23 protein-coding genes are annotated in these 11,050 nt (G+C 61.1%); all 23 read left to right on the top strand.

Annotated features, from left to right (window positions below):
• On the top strand, positions 1 to 130 hold a 130-nt coding region (locus tag VLU25_21395), incomplete at its 5' end, for a 30S ribosomal protein S3 (protein ID HSR70499.1).
• Positions 131 to 186: 56 nt separating this feature from the next.
• The gene (rplP, locus tag VLU25_21390; protein HSR70498.1) at positions 187 to 597 is read left to right on the top strand and encodes a 50S ribosomal protein L16; all 411 of its coding nucleotides are present in this window, start codon (positions 187 to 189) and stop codon (positions 595 to 597) included.
• Positions 598 to 609: 12 nt separating this feature from the next.
• Positions 610 to 816, top strand: coding sequence for a 50S ribosomal protein L29 (rpmC, locus tag VLU25_21385; GenBank protein ID HSR70497.1), 207 nt, complete (start codon positions 610 to 612; stop codon positions 814 to 816).
• Between the two features lie 21 nt (positions 817 to 837).
• Positions 838 to 1,107 carry a 30S ribosomal protein S17 gene (gene rpsQ / locus VLU25_21380; protein ID HSR70496.1) on the top strand — a complete coding sequence of 90 codons (270 nt, stop codon included), beginning with the start codon at positions 838 to 840 and terminating at the stop codon, positions 1,105 to 1,107.
• A gap of 19 nt (positions 1,108 to 1,126) precedes the next feature.
• A complete protein-coding gene (rplN, locus tag VLU25_21375; protein HSR70495.1) occupies positions 1,127 to 1,495 on the top strand; it encodes a 50S ribosomal protein L14 in 369 nt (122 codons plus the stop codon).
• Between the two features lie 22 nt (positions 1,496 to 1,517).
• Entirely contained in the window at positions 1,518 to 1,835 is a 318-nt protein-coding gene (gene rplX / locus VLU25_21370; protein HSR70494.1) for a 50S ribosomal protein L24, read from the top strand.
• A 4-nt stretch (positions 1,836 to 1,839) separates the two neighbouring features.
• Complete coding sequence (rplE, locus tag VLU25_21365) at positions 1,840 to 2,409, top strand: 50S ribosomal protein L5 (GenBank protein ID HSR70493.1); 570 nt, start codon at positions 1,840 to 1,842, stop codon at positions 2,407 to 2,409.
• Between the two features lie 27 nt (positions 2,410 to 2,436).
• Positions 2,437 to 2,622, top strand: a complete 186-nt coding sequence (locus VLU25_21360; GenBank protein ID HSR70492.1) for a type Z 30S ribosomal protein S14 — start codon at positions 2,437 to 2,439, stop codon at positions 2,620 to 2,622.
• Between the two features lie 30 nt (positions 2,623 to 2,652).
• A complete protein-coding gene (gene rpsH / locus VLU25_21355; protein ID HSR70491.1) occupies positions 2,653 to 3,051 on the top strand; it encodes a 30S ribosomal protein S8 in 399 nt (132 codons plus the stop codon).
• A gap of 114 nt (positions 3,052 to 3,165) precedes the next feature.
• The gene (rplF, locus tag VLU25_21350; GenBank protein ID HSR70490.1) at positions 3,166 to 3,729 is read left to right on the top strand and encodes a 50S ribosomal protein L6; all 564 of its coding nucleotides are present in this window, start codon (positions 3,166 to 3,168) and stop codon (positions 3,727 to 3,729) included.
• Between the two features lie 25 nt (positions 3,730 to 3,754).
• A complete protein-coding gene (gene rplR, locus VLU25_21345; protein HSR70489.1) occupies positions 3,755 to 4,105 on the top strand; it encodes a 50S ribosomal protein L18 in 351 nt (116 codons plus the stop codon).
• An 8-nt stretch (positions 4,106 to 4,113) separates the two neighbouring features.
• Complete coding sequence (gene rpsE / locus VLU25_21340; protein HSR70488.1) at positions 4,114 to 4,608, top strand: 30S ribosomal protein S5; 495 nt, start codon at positions 4,114 to 4,116, stop codon at positions 4,606 to 4,608.
• On the top strand, positions 4,609 to 4,812 hold the full coding sequence (gene rpmD, locus VLU25_21335; GenBank protein ID HSR70487.1) for a 50S ribosomal protein L30: 204 nt from the start codon (positions 4,609 to 4,611) through the stop codon (positions 4,810 to 4,812). It abuts the gene before it with no gap.
• Positions 4,813 to 4,814: 2 nt separating this feature from the next.
• Positions 4,815 to 5,261, top strand: a complete 447-nt coding sequence (gene rplO / locus VLU25_21330) for a 50S ribosomal protein L15 (protein HSR70486.1) — start codon at positions 4,815 to 4,817, stop codon at positions 5,259 to 5,261.
• Positions 5,261 to 6,679, top strand: coding sequence for a preprotein translocase subunit SecY (secY, locus tag VLU25_21325; GenBank protein ID HSR70485.1), 1,419 nt, complete (start codon positions 5,261 to 5,263; stop codon positions 6,677 to 6,679). Before rplO ends, secY begins: the two co-directional genes overlap by 1 nt.
• A gap of 26 nt (positions 6,680 to 6,705) precedes the next feature.
• A complete protein-coding gene (locus VLU25_21320) occupies positions 6,706 to 7,374 on the top strand; it encodes an adenylate kinase (GenBank protein ID HSR70484.1) in 669 nt (222 codons plus the stop codon).
• The gene (gene map, locus VLU25_21315) at positions 7,371 to 8,144 is read left to right on the top strand and encodes a type I methionyl aminopeptidase (protein ID HSR70483.1); all 774 of its coding nucleotides are present in this window, start codon (positions 7,371 to 7,373) and stop codon (positions 8,142 to 8,144) included. The genes VLU25_21320 and map overlap by 4 nt, the downstream gene beginning before the upstream one ends.
• The gene (gene rpmJ / locus VLU25_21310; GenBank protein ID HSR70482.1) at positions 8,141 to 8,254 is read left to right on the top strand and encodes a 50S ribosomal protein L36; all 114 of its coding nucleotides are present in this window, start codon (positions 8,141 to 8,143) and stop codon (positions 8,252 to 8,254) included. The genes map and rpmJ overlap by 4 nt, the downstream gene beginning before the upstream one ends.
• An 82-nt stretch (positions 8,255 to 8,336) precedes the next feature.
• A complete protein-coding gene (rpsM, locus tag VLU25_21305) occupies positions 8,337 to 8,708 on the top strand; it encodes a 30S ribosomal protein S13 (GenBank protein ID HSR70481.1) in 372 nt (123 codons plus the stop codon).
• A gap of 12 nt (positions 8,709 to 8,720) precedes the next feature.
• Entirely contained in the window at positions 8,721 to 9,134 is a 414-nt protein-coding gene (gene rpsK, locus VLU25_21300) for a 30S ribosomal protein S11 (GenBank protein ID HSR70480.1), read from the top strand.
• A 61-nt stretch (positions 9,135 to 9,195) separates the two neighbouring features.
• Positions 9,196 to 9,828, top strand: coding sequence for a 30S ribosomal protein S4 (rpsD, locus tag VLU25_21295; protein HSR70479.1), 633 nt, complete (start codon positions 9,196 to 9,198; stop codon positions 9,826 to 9,828).
• 84 nt (positions 9,829 to 9,912) lie between these two features.
• Entirely contained in the window at positions 9,913 to 10,905 is a 993-nt protein-coding gene (locus VLU25_21290) for a DNA-directed RNA polymerase subunit alpha (GenBank protein HSR70478.1), read from the top strand.
• A gap of 17 nt (positions 10,906 to 10,922) precedes the next feature.
• The coding region (locus tag VLU25_21285; protein ID HSR70477.1) for a 50S ribosomal protein L17 at positions 10,923 to 11,050 on the top strand (128 nt) is incomplete at its 3' end.

The raw sequence follows: 11,050 nt of genomic DNA, 5'->3' as shown, positions 1-11,050 counted from the left end.
TTACGGATTCGCCCAGGCCTTCACCACCTACGGGGTGATCGGCGTCAAGGTGTGGATCTACAAAGGCGATATTTATGAACCCGAGCAGACGCTGGAACGCCGGCGTCCTCAGCGCGGAGGCGGCAACTAGAAAGCAAGCGGCCAGCAAAGGGAAGCTGCCGCATAAGGGTTTAGGAGCAAAAAGCCATGTTGATGCCCAAGAAAGTCAAGTACCGCAAGCGGATGAAGGGGCGCACCAAGGGCAAGGCCCTGCGCGGTTCCAAGGTGGACTTCGGCGAATTCGGACTCAAGGCCATGGAGCCGGGACGGATTTCCGAACGCCAGATCGAAGCCGCCCGTGTGGCCATGACGCGCCACGCCAAGCGCTCGGGCAAGATCTGGATCCGCATCTTCCCCGACACGCCCGTCACCCGCAAGCCGGCTGAAGTCCGCATGGGCAAGGGCAAGGGCGCTCCCGAAGGCTGGGTGGCCGTCATCAAGCCGGGACGCATCCTCTACGAGATCGAGGGCCTGCCCGAAGACACGGCCCGCGAAGCCATGCGCCTGGCGGCTCAGAAGCTGCCCGTCAAGACCAAGTTCGTGCACCGATTCGAATAGGAAACGGTTGAAATGAAAGCTCAACGATTTCGCGACATGAGGATCGAAGACCTGAAGGCCGAGAGCAGCGATCTCGCCGAACAGCTCTTCAAGCTGCGCCTGCAGAAGGCCACCGGGCAGTTGGAGAACGTCTCCAAGCTGCGCGAGGTGCGCCGCGATCTGGCGCGCTGCAAGACGATTCTGAACGAGAAACTGAAAGAAGAGGCCGCCGCCCAATAGGCGCCCAGCCGCGAGGTTTCGATGCAAGAGGAACAGACTCAGAAGCGACGCGCCGTCAAGGTCGGACGCGTGGTTTCCAACAAGATGGACAAGTCAGTGATGGTGGCCGTGGACCGGCTCGTCAAGCACGAGCTCTACAAGAAAACGGTCCGCCGCACCAGCAAGTTCATGGCCCACGACGAAAACAACGAATGCTTCATCGGAGACAAGGTCCGCATCCAGGAAACCCGTCCCCTGAGCAAGCGCAAGCGCTGGATCGTACAAGAAGTGCTTGAAAAGGCCAAGCGCTAGCAACAAGGAGATCGTCATCATGATTCAGATGCAGACCAAGCTGAATGTGGCCGACAATTCCGGGGCCCGCAAGATCGCCTGCATCCGGCCGATGGGCGGTGACACCGGCCGCGGAGCCGGTTTGGGCGACATCATCAAGGCCTCGGTCAAGGAAGCTTCCCCGGACGGCAACGTCAAGAAGGGCGAAGTGGTGGAAGCCGTCATCGTGCGCGTGAAGAAGGAAGTCCGCCGCCGCGACGGCACCTACATCCGCTTTGACGAAAACGCCGCCGTACTGGTCAACAAGGCCCGCGAGCCCATCGGCACCCGCGTCTTCGGACCGGTGGCCCGCGAACTGAGAGAAAAGCAATTCATGAAGATCGTCTCCCTGGCGCCGGAGATGCTCTAGCAAGCAAGGAGCGAAGACGCACATGCTTCACGTCAAGAAAAACGACACCGTTTTGGTGACCACGGGCAAGGACCGCGGCCGCACCGGCAAGGTGCTGCGCGTCTACCCGCAGAAGCAGAGGGCCATCGTGGAGGGCCTCAACATGATCAAGCGCCACACCCGGCCCAATCCCCAGCGCAACATCAAAGGGGGAGTGGTGGAACGGGAAGCGCCCCTTCACCTTTCCAACCTGCGGGTGGTCAATCCGCAGACGGGAGAGCCGGCCCGCATCGGCTACGAACTGCTGAGCGACGGCCAGAAAGTTCGTGTCGACAAGAAAACCGGAGAAACGTTGGATTAGCAACATGGCTAGACTGCAACAACTGTACAAAGAGCAAGTGGTGCCCGCCCTCGAGAAGGAGTTCGGCTACACCAACCCCATGACGGTCCCCAAGCTGACCAAGATCGTGGTCAACATGGGCGTGGGGGAAGCCATCCAGAACGCCAAGGTGCTGGACGAGGCGTCCGACGACTTGATGGCCATCACGGGCCAAAAGCCCATCATCAAGCGGGCCAAGAAGTCGATCGCCGCCTTCCGCCTGCGCGAGGGCATGCCCATCGGACTCAAGGTCACCCTGCGCCGGGCCCGCATGTGGGAGTTCCTGGACCGTCTTTTGAGCATCGGACTGCCCCGTGTGCGCGACTTCCGCGGCGTTTCGCCCAACGCCTTCGACGGGCGCGGAAACTACACCCTGGGACTGACCGACCAGGTCATCTTCGCCGAGATCGACCTGGCCAAGACGCCCGAGCTGCGGGGCATGAACGTCACCATCGTGACCACCGCCGAAACCGATCAGGAGGCGCGTTTCCTGCTCGCCCAGCTGGGAATGCCCTTCGCCAAGAGAGAGCGGCGCCGGCAAGCCGCCGCCGTGTAGGCAAGGCCAAGAGGAAACAAGAATTCAATGGCTAAGAAATCACTGATAGCGAAACAGCGGAAAAAGCCCAAGTTCAAGGTCCGCCGGTACAACCGGTGCCAGCGCTGCGGACGGGCGCGGGGTTACCTGCGGCGGTTCGAGCTGTGCCGGATCTGCTTCCGGGAACTGGCCCTCAATGGAGAAGTTCCGGGGGTCACCAAGGCCAGTTGGTAACTGTCCGCTGCTTGCAAGGAGCCAGATAAGATGTCGATGACAGACCCCATTGCGGACCTGCTGACGCGCATCCGCAACGCTCAGATGGCGACCCATGATTCGGTTTACATTCCCTACTCCAAGATCAAGCACGCCATCGCTCAGATCCTGGAGGAGGAAGGCTACATCCTGGGCCACAGCATGACCGAACGGGACGGCCACCAGGGCATCAACCTCGCTTTGAAATATCTCTCCGACCGCACGCCGGCCATGCGCAAACTGCGCCGCATCAGCAAGCCGGGACGGAGAGTTTACGTGAAGCGCGACCGCATTCCCAGCTCCCAGGGCGGACTGGGCATCGTCATCCTCTCCACTTCTCAGGGGCTGATGACCGACAAGACGGCGCGCCAGGAGAAGATGGGCGGAGAACTGCTCTGCGAGATCTACTAGCGAGCAGCCTCATACCGCCGAGAGCAATCGGGCCTTCACCGCGGTCACCGAAACTTGACTCGTGGGTGAACTTGCTGGCCGCCTGGTGGCCCTAGTCAGAGAGGAAAGTGAAGCATGTCACGCATCGGAAAAATGCCCATTGAGATTCCTTCCGGAGTGAAGGTGTCGGTCGAGGACGGCAGCCTTCGGGTGGAAGGCCCCAAAGGCAAGCTGAATTCGCCTCTGCCCCCGGGCATCGAGGCCGAGATCGGAAACAGCGAAGTGGTTCTCAAGCGTTCCGGCGACAGCCGCAGCGAGCGCGCCCAGCACGGATTGGCGCGGGCGCTGCTGGCCAACTCGGTGCTGGGAGTCACGCAGGGCTTCGAGAAGCGTCTGGACGTTGTGGGCGTGGGCTACCGCGCCGAGGTCAAGGGTCAATGGCTCAACCTGACGCTGGGATATTCTCATCCCGTCCAGGTGCCCATTCCCGAGGACTTCGAGGTCGACGTCGACCGCGACACCAAGAAGCCCATCAACCAGTACGTGGCAACCCTGGTCATCAAGGGACCCGACAAGGCCGCCGTGGGGCAGTACGCCGCCGACCTGCGGGCCTTGCGCAAGCCCGACGTCTACAAGGGCAAGGGCATCCGCTACGAGAACGAGCACATCAAGCTGAAGGTGGGCAAGAAGGGCGCCTGAGGCGGGCGTGTTGAGGCAAGCAGCCATGAGTAAGTTTAAATCTAGAAATCATCGAAGAAAGCAGAAGCAAAAGAGAATCCGCAACCGCATCGCCGGCACGGCGGAACGTCCTCGTCTGTGCATCTTCCGCAGTCTCAAGCACACCTACGTGCAGATTGTGGACGACGAGCAGGGGCGTACCCTGGCTTCGGCCTCCACCCTGAGCAAGGACCGCGGCGCCGACATCGAGTCGGCCAGGGAAGTGGGGCGCACGATTGCCCAGAAGGCCAAGAAAGAGGGCATCGAGAACGTGGTCTTCGACCGTTCCGGATATGTTTACCGAGGCCGCGTCCGCGCGCTGGCCGATGCGGCTCGCGAAGCCGGATTGAAATTTTAGGAGCAGGCATGGCGAGAGTCGAAAGTGGTGAAGTTGAATTTGTCGATCACGTGGTCTTCATCAACCGCGTGACCAAAGTGGTCAAGGGCGGCAAGAATTTGAGCTTTTCGGCCCTGGTCGTGGTGGGTGACCAGCAAGGTCAGGTGGGCTTCGGTCTGGGCAAGGCCAAGGAAGTCCCCGCCGCCATCCGCAAGGGCATCGAAAAGGCCAAGAAGTCGCTGGTACGCGTTCCCACCAAGGGCACCACCGTGCCTCACGAGATCGTGGGCAAGTTCGGGGCCGGACGCGTGCTCATCAAGCCGGCTCCTGAAGGAACGGGCGTGATCGCCGGCGGGGCCGTGCGTGCCGTCATGGAATCGGCGGGCATCCGCGACGTGGTCACCAAGTCGCTGGGTTCGCCCAACCCGCTCAACGTGGTGCGGGCCGTCTTCACCGGCCTCACCAACCTGCGCGATGCCAAGAACGTGGCCCGCATCCGCGGCAAGGCTGTCGAGGAACTGTAAATGGCCAAGAAGAAGAAAACCGATACGCTCAAGATCAAGTACGTGAGGAGTGCCATCGGACGGCCCCAGAAGCAGAAAGACACCGTCCGGGGACTCGGATTCCGTAAGCTCTACCAGGTCGTGGAATGTCCCGACACCCCTGAAATGCGTGGGATGGTGGCCAAGATTCCGCACCTGGTTCAGATCGTGGGAGAGGAATCGTGACTTTGGAACTGCACAACCTGAAACGACCCAAGGACGCCAACAAGAAGCGCAAGCGCATCGGCCGCGGCCCCGGATCGGGCCACGGCAAGACGTCCGGACGCGGGCACAAAGGACAGAAGTCGCGCACCGGCTATTCCCGCCGGGACGGCTTCGAGGGCGGCCAGATGCCGCTCTACCGGCGACTTCCCAAGCGCGGATTCACCAACATCTTCGCCAAGAAGTGGGCCGTCCTCAACGTCTCCGATCTGGAAGAACGCTTCCAGGATGGGGAGGAAGTGTCTCCCGAGGTGCTCAAAGAGCGCCGCATCGTACGCAAACTGGGCGACGGTCTGCGCATTCTGGGCAATGGCGAACTGAGCAAGAAGCTCACCGTCAAGGCCCATCACTTCAGCGCCGCCGCCAGGGAAAAGATTGAGAAGGCCGGAGGAACGGTCGAGGAATTGAGCTGATGGCCGACGTAAACAGTCTCGCGAACAGCGTCAGAAACATCGTCAGCATCCCCGATCTGCGCAAGCGGATCTTTTTCATGCTGGCCCTGCTGGCGGTCTACCGGGTGGGAAGCTGGATCCCCACCCCGGGCGTCGACTCCACCGCCTTGCAGGCCTTCTTCCAGCAGCAGGCCGGAACCGTGTTCGGGTTCCTGGACATCTTCTCGGGCGGAAACCTGAGCCGCCTGTCCATCTTCTCGCTGGGCATCATGCCCTACATCACGGCCTCCATCATCCTGCAGTTGCTGACGGTGGTCTGGCCCTACCTGGAGCGCCTCTCCAAGGAGGGCGAACTGGGACGCAAGAAGATCACCCAGTACACGCGCTATCTGACCGTGGCTCTCTGTATCTTCCAGAGCTTCGCCACCGCCTTCGCTCTGGAGAATTCGGGGGCGACGCCCCCCATTGTGCCCGTCCCGGGCTGGGGCTTCCGCCTGCTCACGGTGCTCACCCTGACCACCGGAACCACCTTCGTCATGTGGCTGGGCGAACAGATCTCCGAGCGCGGCATCGGCAACGGCATCTCGCTCATCATCTTCGCCGGAATCGTGGTCAACCTGCCCTCGGCCGCTCAGAGCCTGTGGGTGGGATGGCAGGCCGGCGACTTCACCGTCTTCACCCTGCTGGCCCTGCTCATATTGATGGTGGCGGTGGTGGCCGCCATCGTCTTCGTGGAAAGGGGACAGCGGCGCATTCCCATTCAATACGCCAAGCGCATGATGGGACGCCGCATGTACGGCGGACAGAGCTCCCACCTGCCCCTCAAGGTCAACTCGGGCGGCGTCATCCCGGTCATCTTCGCGGCCTCCATCGTGGCCATGCCCTCCACCCTGGCGCTGGGATTCCAGGGAGAGGGCTTCTTGGCCAACATGCTGACGGGACTGGCTTACCACCTGGGGCAGGGCATGCCCGTTTACAACCTGGTCTACATCACGTCCATCATCTTTTTCTGCTTCTTCTACGTCAGCATCATCTTCAACCCCGATGAGGTGGCCGAGAACATCCGAAAGTACGGCGGTTTCATTCCCGGAATCCGCCCCGGCAAGCGGACTTCCGACTTCATCGACAAGACCCTCAGCCGTCTCACCGCGGCCGGGTCGGTCTACCTGGTGCTGGTGTGCCTGTTGCCCGAGTTTCTCATCACCGGATTCAAGGTGCAGCCCATTCCCTGGATCGGTCCCGCGCTCGACAACTGGCTCAACAGCAACAACCTCAGCATCGTCACCGAGGGGCTGGGCGTCTCCTTCTACTTCGGAGGGACCTCGCTGCTCATCGTGGTGGGCGTGGCCATGGACACCGTGCAGCAGATCGAATCGCAGTTGATCATGCGCCACTATGACGGCTTCCTCAAGAAAGGACGCCTGCGCGGACGCCGCTAGGGTCCGAAGGAGCAGGGAGCAAGCTCATGAGTTTTGGAAACGTGGTCATTTTGCTGGGCCCGCCGGGAGCGGGCAAGGGCACCCAGGCCAAGCGCCTGGCCGCCTCCACCGGATTCCTGCACGTCTCCACCGGAGACCTGCTGCGGGAAGCGGTGCGCAATGAGACCGAATTGGGACTCAAGTCCAAGGCCATCATGGAGCGGGGCGAACTGGTCCCCGATGAACTGGTGTCGGAACTGGTGCGCGAGAAGTTTCAGTCGGGAAGCCCGGAGCAAGGAATCATCCTCGACGGCTATCCGCGCAACAAGGCGCAAGCCGAGTTCCTGGACGGCATCCTGGGCCGGGCCGCCCTGCTGACCGTCAATATCACCATCGACGACGAAGAGGTGGTCAAGCGCATTTCAGGACGCCGCGTGGCCCCTGAAAGCGGGCGGGTCTACAACATCTACTACTCGCCTTCCGCCAAGGGACAGTATTGCCAGGAGAGCGGCGAAAAGCTGATCCAGCGACAGGACGACCGCGAAGAGGTGGTGCGCAACCGCCTGCGGATCTATCGCCGCGAGACTCAGCCGCTGATTGACTACTACCGGGACCGCGGCCGTTTCCACGAGGTGGACGGAAGCCGTTCCATCGAGGACGTGGCCCAGGAGGTCGGCCGTGTGGTCGAGCGCGGGCTGGGCCAGGAACAGCCATGATTGTGTGCAAGGGCCGCTCAGAACTGGAGGCGATGCGCGAGGCCAACCTGGTGGTGGCTCAAGTGCTCGACAAGATGGGCCAGATGATTGCTCCCGGCCTGCAGACCCGTGAGCTTGACCGGGTGGCCGAAGAGCTCATCGTGAAAGCCGGCGGACGGCCTTCCTTCAAGGGCTACCGCGGCTTTCCGGCCAGCATTTGCGTGTCGGTCAACGACGAGATCGTGCACGGCATTCCGGGGCCCCGCACGCTCAAGGAAGGCGACATCGTCAGCGTCGACGTGGGCGTTCACCTGAAGGGATTTCACGGCGATTCGGCCCGCACCTTTGCGGTGGGCGCCATCTCGCCGGAACTGCAGCGCCTGCTCAAGATCACGGAGGAGTCGCTCTACTGCGGCATCGACCAGGCGGTGGCCGGAAACCGGGTGTCGGACATCTCTTCGGCCGTGCAGCGCCACGTGGAAGAGGCCGGCTACTCGGTGGTGAGGGAATTCGTGGGACACGGCATCGGCCGTTCCCTGCACGAAGATCCCCAGGTGCCCAACTTCGGGCGTCCCGGCCGGGGCCCTCGGCTGCGTCCCGGCATGGTGCTGGCCATCGAGCCCATGGTCAACACCGACGGGCCTCAGGTCAAAGTCCTCTCGGACCGCTGGACGGCGGTCACCGTGGACGGAGGCTGCAGCGCTCACTTCGAGCACTCGGTGGCCATTACCGAAAACGGACCCTGGATCCTCAGCGATCCGCAGTCGGTGGAATTAGGAGAAGCATCATGAAAGTAAGAGCATCCGTGAAAAAGATGTGCATGAACTGCAAGATCGTGCGCCGTCACGGCGTGGTGCGCGTGATCTGCACCAATCCCAAGCACAAACAGCGCCAAGGATAGCGTTGGGCCCGCGACTTTGATTTCGTCCGCGCTTTTCGTTATACTAAGCGCTTTTCTCTGCGGAGAAGGTTCGAGGAGAACAATGGCACGTTTAGCAGGCGTCAACATTCCCGACAACAAGCGGGTTTTGATTTCGTTGACCTACATTTACGGCATCGGACAGTCCCGCTCGCGGGACGTCCTGGACAAGGCCAAGGTAGACACCGACAAAAAGGTCAAGGACTTGACCGACGAGGAATTGAACCGCATCCAGCTCATTCTGCAGGATGAAGGGCGCATCGAAGGCGACTTGCGCAAGGAAGTTCAGCTCAATATCAAGCGATTGATGGACATCGGCTGCTACCGCGGCCTGCGCCACCGCCGCGGCTTGCCCGTGCGCGGTCAACGTACTCACACCAACGCCCGCACCCGCAAAGGTCCCAAGAAGACGGGAATCCGCAGGCGCAAGCGTTAAACAGGGGTCAAGATGGCTAAAGCAAAAGGAAAGAAGAAGGGCGGCAAGAAGCCGGCAAAACGCCGCGAGAAAAAGGTCATCGGCCACGGCATTGCCCATATCAAGGCCACTTTCAACAACACCTTGATCTGCATCACCGATGTGGACGGCAATGTCCTGACGCATTCCAGCGCCGGAGGAGAAGGCTTCAAGGGCAGTCGCAAGTCGACCCCCTTCGCGGCCTCTCAAGCCGCTCATCGGGCGGCCGCCATGGCCTGCGACCAGTATGGGATGAAGTATTGCGAGGTGCGCGTCAAAGGGCCCGGTTCGGGCCGCGAAGCCGCCATCCGTTCGCTGCAGGCGGCGGGGCTGCAAATCAAGTCGATCCGCGACGTGACCCCCATTCCCCACAACGGATGCCGTCCGCCCAAGCGGCGGCGCGTCTAGTTCAACCAGAGATTTTTGCACCGCAAGGTAGTGAGCAAGATAGAGAGACGGAGGAAACAAGTTGGCACGTTATAGTGGTCCAGTCTGCCGCCTGTGCAGACGTGAAGGCATGAAATTGTTCTTGAAGGGTCAGCGCTGCTTTACTGACAAGTGCGCCGTCGAGAAGCGCAATTTCGTGCCCGGCGAGCACGGTCGCACCATGCGCCAGCGCAAACTGATGGGCTACGGCCTGCAGCTTCGCGAGAAGCAGAAGGTCAAGCGCATCTACGGAGTGCTGGAGCGCCAGTTCCGCCGTTACTTCGAAAAAGCCGCCCAGATGAAGGGCATTACCGGCGTCTTGCTGCTTCAGTTCCTGGAGCGGCGTCTCGACAATACGGTGTTCCGGCTGGGATTCGCCACTTCGCGCAACCAGGCCCGTCAACTCGTTCGCCATGGGCACATCCAGGTCAACGGCCGAAAGGTCAACATTCCTTCCTTTCTGGTCGATGTCGGCGATGAAATCAGCATCCGCGAAAAGAGCCGCACCAATCCCTTCATCCTCAGCGCCGTGGAAGCCATCGGCGGACGCGGCGTCCCGGCCTGGCTGAGCGTGGACAGCGACAACTTCAAGGGAGAAGTGCTCGATTTGCCCAGCCGCGAGGAGATTCAGGCTCCGATCGAGGAGTCTCTCATCGTCGAGTTGTACTCCAAGTAAAGCAGACCGCCCTTCTTCAACGCCGCGCCCCGCTTCGGATGCGGCGGCGTCGGCGTTCGCAATCGGATCAAGGGAGTGAATACAGTGTTACCCAACGGCTTTCAGAAACCTAAAAGACTCGCATACGAGCACGACACCCTGTCGGAGACCTACGGCTACTTCTATGCCCAGCCCTTCGAGAGGGGATTCGGAACCACCATCGGCAACGCCCTGCGGCGCATTCTGCTTTCATCCATCGAAGGCGCCGCCATCACGGCTGTCAAGATCGACAGCGTGCTGCATGAGTTTTCCTCCATGGAAGGCGTCAAAGAAGACGTTACCGACGTGGTTCTCAACCTCAAGAAAGTGCCCCTGCGCCTGCATTCCAAGGAACCCAAGACCATCTACCTGGAATCCAAGGGCGCCGGCGAACTGAAGAGCGGGGATATCAAGCCCGATCCCGAAATCGAGATTCTCGACCCCGACATTCACATCTGCACGGTGGACGATACCGCCGAGGTGCGCATGGAAATGCGGGTCCACAATTCGCGCGGCTACAAGCCGGCCGACGAGAACTACGAAGAGGACTTCGGCATCGGCTGGATCCCCATCGATTCCATCCACTCGCCCGTGCGCAAGGTCAACTACGCGGTTGAATCGGCCCGCCTGGGACATTCCACCGACTACGACAAGCTGATCTTGCAGGTCCACACCAACGGAGCCGTGGCTCCCGAGGACGCCATCGCCCAAGCCGCCAAGATCCTCAAGGACCAGCTCTACATCTTCATCAACTTCGAAGAAGAGCCGGAAGAGCGGCAAGGCGAGGAAGATCCCGAGTTCAGCGCCATGAACGAGTACCTCAACAAGAGCGTGGAGGAACTCGAGCTCTCGGTGCGCTCCTATAACTGCCTCAAGAACGCCAACATCCGCACTATCGGCGAACTGGTTCAGCGGTCGGAAGCCGAAATGCTCAAGACCAAGAACTTCGGACGCAAGTCGCTCAACGAGATCAAAGAGATCCTGGCCGACATGGGTCTGCAGTTCGGCATGAAGATGGACGAGAAAGGCCGTCCCGTGGTGCCCGAGGCCGAAGCGTAAGAAGGACATAGACGGACATGCGACACCGTAAAGCACACCGCAAGCTGAACCGCACCAGCAGCCACCGCAAGGCCATGTTGCGCACCATGGTGACCGAGTTCCTGGAAAAGGAGCGCATCATCACCACCGTGCCCAAGGCCAAGGA

It is taken from the genome of Acidobacteriota bacterium (assembly GCA_035471785.1).
In the GTDB taxonomy this organism is placed as follows: domain Bacteria; phylum Acidobacteriota; class UBA6911; order RPQK01; family DATIPO01; genus JANQFM01.
Note: the sequence above shows the minus strand (reverse complement) of the source record. Positions and strands in the feature narration are given on the sequence as shown.

Bases quoted from the DNA above. Each gene is read 5' to 3' on its own strand.
- rpsM (HSR70481.1), top strand. From the start codon at position 8,337: ATGGCACGTTTAGCAGGCGTCAACATTCCCGACAACAAGCGGGTTTTG.
- rpsH (HSR70491.1), top strand. From the start codon at position 2,653: ATGTCGATGACAGACCCCATTGCGGACCTGCTGACGCGCATCCGCAAC.
- rpsE (HSR70488.1), top strand. From the start codon at position 4,114: ATGGCGAGAGTCGAAAGTGGTGAAGTTGAATTTGTCGATCACGTGGTC.
- secY (HSR70485.1), top strand. From the start codon at position 5,261: ATGGCCGACGTAAACAGTCTCGCGAACAGCGTCAGAAACATCGTCAGC.
- rplE (HSR70493.1), top strand. From the start codon at position 1,840: ATGGCTAGACTGCAACAACTGTACAAAGAGCAAGTGGTGCCCGCCCTC.
- rpsK (HSR70480.1), top strand. From the start codon at position 8,721: ATGGCTAAAGCAAAAGGAAAGAAGAAGGGCGGCAAGAAGCCGGCAAAA.
- rplX (HSR70494.1), top strand. From the start codon at position 1,518: ATGCTTCACGTCAAGAAAAACGACACCGTTTTGGTGACCACGGGCAAG.
- VLU25_21360 (HSR70492.1), top strand. From the start codon at position 2,437: ATGGCTAAGAAATCACTGATAGCGAAACAGCGGAAAAAGCCCAAGTTC.
- VLU25_21320 (HSR70484.1), top strand. From the start codon at position 6,706: ATGAGTTTTGGAAACGTGGTCATTTTGCTGGGCCCGCCGGGAGCGGGC.
- map (HSR70483.1), top strand. From the start codon at position 7,371: ATGATTGTGTGCAAGGGCCGCTCAGAACTGGAGGCGATGCGCGAGGCC.
- rplF (HSR70490.1), top strand. From the start codon at position 3,166: ATGTCACGCATCGGAAAAATGCCCATTGAGATTCCTTCCGGAGTGAAG.
- rpsQ (HSR70496.1), top strand. From the start codon at position 838: ATGCAAGAGGAACAGACTCAGAAGCGACGCGCCGTCAAGGTCGGACGC.
- rpmD (HSR70487.1), top strand. From the start codon at position 4,609: ATGGCCAAGAAGAAGAAAACCGATACGCTCAAGATCAAGTACGTGAGG.
- rpmJ (HSR70482.1), top strand. From the start codon at position 8,141: ATGAAAGTAAGAGCATCCGTGAAAAAGATGTGCATGAACTGCAAGATC.
- rplR (HSR70489.1), top strand. From the start codon at position 3,755: ATGAGTAAGTTTAAATCTAGAAATCATCGAAGAAAGCAGAAGCAAAAG.
- rpmC (HSR70497.1), top strand. From the start codon at position 610: ATGAAAGCTCAACGATTTCGCGACATGAGGATCGAAGACCTGAAGGCC.
- rplN (HSR70495.1), top strand. From the start codon at position 1,127: ATGATTCAGATGCAGACCAAGCTGAATGTGGCCGACAATTCCGGGGCC.
- rplP (HSR70498.1), top strand. From the start codon at position 187: ATGTTGATGCCCAAGAAAGTCAAGTACCGCAAGCGGATGAAGGGGCGC.